Genomic DNA, 4,745 nt, shown 5'->3' on the forward strand with positions numbered 1-4,745 from the left:
CGCAGGCGCCCATCGACGCGGCGGCGCCGGCCGCGATGACCGCCGACAGCTGGAATATCGGCAAGCAGATCTGACCGGCCGGCCTAGCCTGATGACTCAGTCATTTCCTCTTTGATCGTCATCGCCCGGCTTGTCCGGGCCACCCATGAACACCGGATGGCGCAGAACGACCTGTGGCGGCGCCGTTGACCCGCCTGCAACGCGGCGATCATGGGTGGCCCGGACAAGCCGGGCCATGACGTTCAGAAATAAATTCAGTTAGATGAGTGAGTCTTCACCCTAGCCGCCGCGGGCCACGAACCAGCCGTTGCGGAATCCGGCGTCGGCCTTGCCGTAGGCGAAGACCTGGCCCTCGGGCGTCCGGAAGCTGCCGCCCGCGGCTTCGAGCACCGCATGGCCGGCGGCCACGTCCCACTCCATCGTCGGCCCGTGCCGCGGATAGATGTCGGCCGAGCCCTCGGCGATCCGGCAGAGCTTGATCGAGGAATCCATCGGCTCGCGCAGGTGGAAGCCGTACTCGTCGGCCAGCTTCTGCGCGGTCTCTTCCTTCATGGTGTGGCTGATCAGGGCGATCGCCGCCCCGTCCGGCCAGGGCCGCACGCGCACCGGCGCCGAGGGCCCGCCGTTGGTCCGCTTCAGCGCCTGGCCGCGGTGGGTGTACCAGGTCTCCCCCGACGGCGGCGCGCTGACCGCGCCGGCCACCGGCCGACCGTCCTCGATGAGCGCGATGTTGACGGTGAAGTTGGGGTCTCCGCGGACGAAGGCCTTCGTCCCGTCCACCGGGTCCACCAGGAAGAAGCGATCGCCGATCGCGTCGGGGGTGCCGAACTCGCTGGCGTCTTCCTCCGAGACGATCGGGATGTCTGGGAACTGCGCGGTCAGGCGCTCGACGATCAGGATCTCGCCCCGGCGGTCGGCTTCGGTCACCGGGCTCTCGTCGGCCTTGGAGAACACCGTCAGGCCGGTGCGCCACAAGGGTAGGATCAGGGCGCTGGCCTCTTCGCAAATGTCGGCCAGGGCGGCGCCGATGTCGCGGTTCATCGGGCGCCTCGCGGATCGTCGCCGATGAAAGTCAGGCGCACGACGTTGGCGTCGATCACCTGTTTGCCCGCGTTCTCGAAGTTCACCGTCACCTTGTGTCCCGCCACCGTCTGCACCTGGCCCAGGCCCCAATCGTCCTGGCTCGGATGCCTGACCAGAACGCCGGGCTCGAGAAAGGGGTTGGGACTGCTCATGCCCGGTTCCTTAGAGTGCTGGGGCGCGTTTGCCAAAGCGCCAAATCAGGCCAAGTTCCGCACGATGATGGACGGCGACAGCACCCCCGAGACGAACCCGGAAATTCCGGCCCTGCCGCGCACCGCGGAGGTGGCGGCCTTTTTGGCCGCGCGCATGTGTCACGACTTCATCAGTCCGGCCAGCGCCATCGTCTCGGGCCTGGACCTGCTGGACGATCCCAGCGCCCAGGACATGAAGGAAGACGCGATGAACCTGATCGCGGGTTCGGCGCGCAAGCTGACCGACCTGCTGTCGTTCACACGGGTGGCGTTCGGCGCCTCGGCCTCGGCCGAAACCTTCGATCCGCGCGAGCTGAACAAGCTGACCTTGGGCGTCTTCAACCACATGCGCGCCCAGCTCGACTGGCAAGTGGAGGCCAATGCGGTGAACAAACCTGCCGCGCGGCTGTTGATGAACTTGGCCCAGATGGGCGGGGCGGCCCTGCCGACCGGCGGAACCGCCACCATCCGCGCCGTCGCCGAGGGCGCCTCGATCGCCATCGCCGTGGAGGCCGTCGGCCCCCGGGCGCGGCTCCGTCCTGAAGTCTTGCGCGGCCTGGCGGGCGAACCGCTGGGCGATGGCCTCCACGGCCATTGGGTGCAGGCCTACTATGTCCACCTGTTCACCAAGGACGCCGGCGGCCGGATTTTCGCCGACGTCGGAGATGAGCGCGTGACCTTCGCCGCGACGGTTCCGGCCTAGGAAGGCTGGAGTTCGCTGCGCTGCTTGGGGTCCGGGCCGAAGCGGTTGGGACCCGGCGTGCCGTCCAGCAGGTAGAAGACAAACAGCACCAGCGCGCCGATCAGCGGGATGAAGCTGATCAGTATCCACCATCCCTTGCGGTTGGTGTCGTGCAAGCGGCGGAAGGTGACGGCGAGGCTGGGGACCAGCAGCGCCAGCATCACCGCGAAATGGGCTAGCGCCACCGCCATGACCGCCCCGTTCATCGGCACATTCGCCGAGGCGGGGTAGCCCATGAGCAGATCCTGGCCGCCCACGGCGCTGAGCAACGCCATGAAGACGATCTCGATCAACAACACCAATAGCGCGAAGAGCCAGAACTCCTTGCGGCGCGCGCGTCCCGAGAAGTCCGCATATTTGCGGATCGGTTGAAACATCAGTTCCATCGAGCCCTCCCAAGCCAGATTTCAGAGAAACCTAGCCTAGTTGGGCTCGATGACAACTATCGCGCGTACTGCTTACGGATTGACGTTGGGCGGGAAGGCCTGGCGTTGGCCGTTCTGCTTGGCGACCACGCCGCGATGCATGACGAAGGTCGGGCGCTCCAGCTGGGTGACATCGCTGAGCGGGCTCTTGGCGACGGCGACCATGTCGGCGTCCTTGCCTGGCTCCAGGGTGCCCAAGGTCGAGGAGCGGCCGAGCAGGTCGGCGGCGTTGACCGTGGCCGTCTTGATCGCGTCGGCCGGGCTCATGCCGGCGTCGACCATCAGCTTGAACTCCTGGGCGTTGTCGCCGTGGGCCGAGACGCCGGTGTCGGTGCCGAAGGCGATCTTCACGCCGGATTTGTACTGCAGGATGTGGTTGGCGAAGGCGACCTTGTTGGCTTCCTCGGCCTTGGCGAGCGAGTTAGCCGAGCGCGATCCGGCGCGGCCTTGGTTCACCGCCGCCTGGGGCGCGAGCATGGTCGGCACCAGATAGGCGCCGGTCTTCTTGAACAGGGCCAGGGTGGCCTCGTCGGTATAGGTCGCGTGTTCGATGGAATCGACGCCCGCGCGCAGGGCGGCGTCGATGCCTTCCTTGCCATGGGCGTGGGCGGCGACCTTGCGGCCGAACATGTGCGCGGTGTCGACGATGGCTTTCATTTCGTCGTCGAAGAGCTGTTGGCCCAGGCCGCCGGCGACGTTGGACAGCACCCCGCCGGTCGCGCCGAACTTGATCACCTCGGCGCCTTGCGAAATCTGCGAGCGCACGGCGCGGCGGCAGTCGTCGGCGCCGGCGCAGAGGTTCTCCGAGTTCTCGTGGGCGATGTGGGCCAGTTCGCGGTTCAGGTTGTTCGAGCCGTCGCCATGGCCGCCATTGATGGAGATCATCCGTCCGGCCGGAACGATGGTCGGGCCGGTCAGCAGGCCGGAATTGATCCCGTCGCGCAGGGCGGTGACGGCGTGGATGTCGCTGCCCAGGTCGCGAATGGTGGTGAAGCCGGCTTCCAGGGTGCGGCGGGCGTTGTCGATGCCGACGACCATATTGTCTTCGTAGTCGCGGTTCGGGGCCTCGATGCGGCCGCGCATCTTGTCGTCGTCGCTGAAGATGTGGACGTGCATGTCGATCAGGCCCGGCAGCACGAACTGGTCGCGCAGGTCGAGCACGGGGGCTCCGGCGACGCCGGCCGCCTCGGGGGTCACGAAACCGTCGCGGACGGATTCGATCTTGCCGTTACGAACCACGATGGTCGAGGCGCCGCGTGGCGCCTGGCCCGGCTTGTCCAGCAACGCGCCGGCGTGAATGACCGAAATCTTGGCTGGCGCGGCGGTTTGGGCCAGCACTGGGCTGACCGCGGCCATGCCGAGAACGGCGGCGGCGATTGAAGCCGGAACGATACGCATGAAAAACTCCCCCTAAAATATGCGGCGCACTCTACCTTGGGAAGCTGAGCCGTCCAGACCACAACGGTGACCGAATGAACCAGAATCTCGCGCTCACGGCGCTCGTCGTCGCCGACTACGACGAGGCGATCGACTTTTATGTCGGCAAGCTTGGCTTCGCCCTCAGCCGCGACGACGACATGGGGGGCGGTAAACGCTGGGTGGTGGTGACGCCGCCAGGGTCGCAGGCCGGACTGCTGCTGGCGAAGGCCTCCGGGCCGGCGCAGACGGCGCGGATTGGCGACCAGACCGGCGGGCGGGTCGGGTTTTTCCTGCACACCGACGATTTTGACCGCGATCACGCCCGAATGAGCGCCGCGGGGGTGAGGTTCCAAGAGGAACCGCGCCGCGAGGCCTACGCCACGGTGGCGGTGTTCGAGGACCTTTACGGAAACCGCTGGGATTTGCTGCAACCGAAATGAGACCTTCTGACTCGCCCTTTGCGCCGATGCGATGTTTCATCGGGGCCAGCCAAGGGAGATGAGACGATGTCCACTCTGACGATCCGCAAGGTGGCCGGCGCCCTGGGCGCGGAGATTTCCGGGGTCGATCTCGGCGCCGACCTCCCGGACGAGGTGATCGCGCAGATCCGCCAGGCCTTTGTCCAACATCAGGTGGTGTTCTTCCGCGACCAGCATTTGTCGCCTGAGCAGCAATTGGCCTTCGCGCGCCGGTTCGGGCCGCTGAACATCCATCCCTATGTCGCTGGCATGGAGCGCCACCCCGAGGTGATGGAGATCGTCAAGGAGCCGGAGGACCGTGTGAACTTCGGCGGCGGCTGGCATTCGGACATGAGCTTCCTGGAGAGCCCTTCCATCGCCTCGATTCTCTATGCGGTCGAGATTCCGGAGTGGGGCGGCGACACCC

7 protein-coding genes are annotated in these 4,745 nt (G+C 66.6%); 3 read left to right on the forward strand and 4 right to left on the reverse strand.

The genetic code is table 11. The features are described 5' to 3' along the window. Positions 1–279: 279 nt before the first annotated feature. Together cysQ and Q7T84_RS07340 are read right to left on the reverse strand one after the other, a co-directional pair. Positions 280–1,041 carry a 3'(2'),5'-bisphosphate nucleotidase CysQ gene (gene cysQ / locus Q7T84_RS07335; protein ID WP_304807243.1) on the reverse strand — a complete coding sequence of 254 codons (762 nt, stop codon included), beginning with the start codon at positions 1,039–1,041 and terminating at the stop codon, positions 280–282. Further along, positions 1,038–1,235: a DUF3553 domain-containing protein gene (locus tag Q7T84_RS07340; protein ID WP_304807245.1), complete on the reverse strand. Its 198-nt coding sequence runs from the start codon at positions 1,233–1,235 to the stop codon at positions 1,038–1,040. The genes cysQ and Q7T84_RS07340 overlap by 4 nt, the downstream gene beginning before the upstream one ends. Here Q7T84_RS07340 and chpT point away from each other — a divergent pair. After that, positions 1,234–1,977: a histidine phosphotransferase ChpT gene (gene chpT, locus Q7T84_RS07345; RefSeq protein ID WP_304807247.1), complete on the forward strand. Its 744-nt coding sequence runs from the start codon at positions 1,234–1,236 to the stop codon at positions 1,975–1,977. The two genes, Q7T84_RS07340 and chpT, sit on opposite strands and share 2 nt — an antisense overlap. Here chpT and Q7T84_RS07350 read toward each other — a convergent pair. Both Q7T84_RS07350 and Q7T84_RS07355 read right to left on the reverse strand, forming a co-directional pair. Continuing rightward, positions 1,974–2,402, reverse strand: coding sequence for a DUF805 domain-containing protein (locus Q7T84_RS07350; protein WP_304807249.1), 429 nt, complete (start codon positions 2,400–2,402; stop codon positions 1,974–1,976). The genes chpT and Q7T84_RS07350 overlap by 4 nt on opposite strands. 72 nt (positions 2,403–2,474) lie before the next feature. After that, a complete protein-coding gene (locus Q7T84_RS07355; protein ID WP_304807251.1) occupies positions 2,475–3,839 on the reverse strand; it encodes an amidohydrolase family protein in 1,365 nt (454 codons plus the stop codon). Positions 3,840–3,913: 74 nt separating this feature from the next. Between Q7T84_RS07355 and Q7T84_RS07360 the strand changes: the two genes are divergently transcribed. Both Q7T84_RS07360 and Q7T84_RS07365 read left to right on the forward strand, forming a co-directional pair. Further along, positions 3,914–4,300 carry a VOC family protein gene (locus tag Q7T84_RS07360; protein WP_304807253.1) on the forward strand — a complete coding sequence of 129 codons (387 nt, stop codon included), beginning with the start codon at positions 3,914–3,916 and terminating at the stop codon, positions 4,298–4,300. Positions 4,301–4,366: 66 nt separating this feature from the next. Continuing rightward, on the forward strand, positions 4,367–4,745 hold a 379-nt coding region (locus Q7T84_RS07365), incomplete at its 3' end, for a TauD/TfdA family dioxygenase (RefSeq protein WP_304807255.1).

This window comes from Phenylobacterium sp. (assembly GCF_030654915.1).
Taxonomy (GTDB): domain Bacteria; phylum Pseudomonadota; class Alphaproteobacteria; order Caulobacterales; family Caulobacteraceae; genus Phenylobacterium.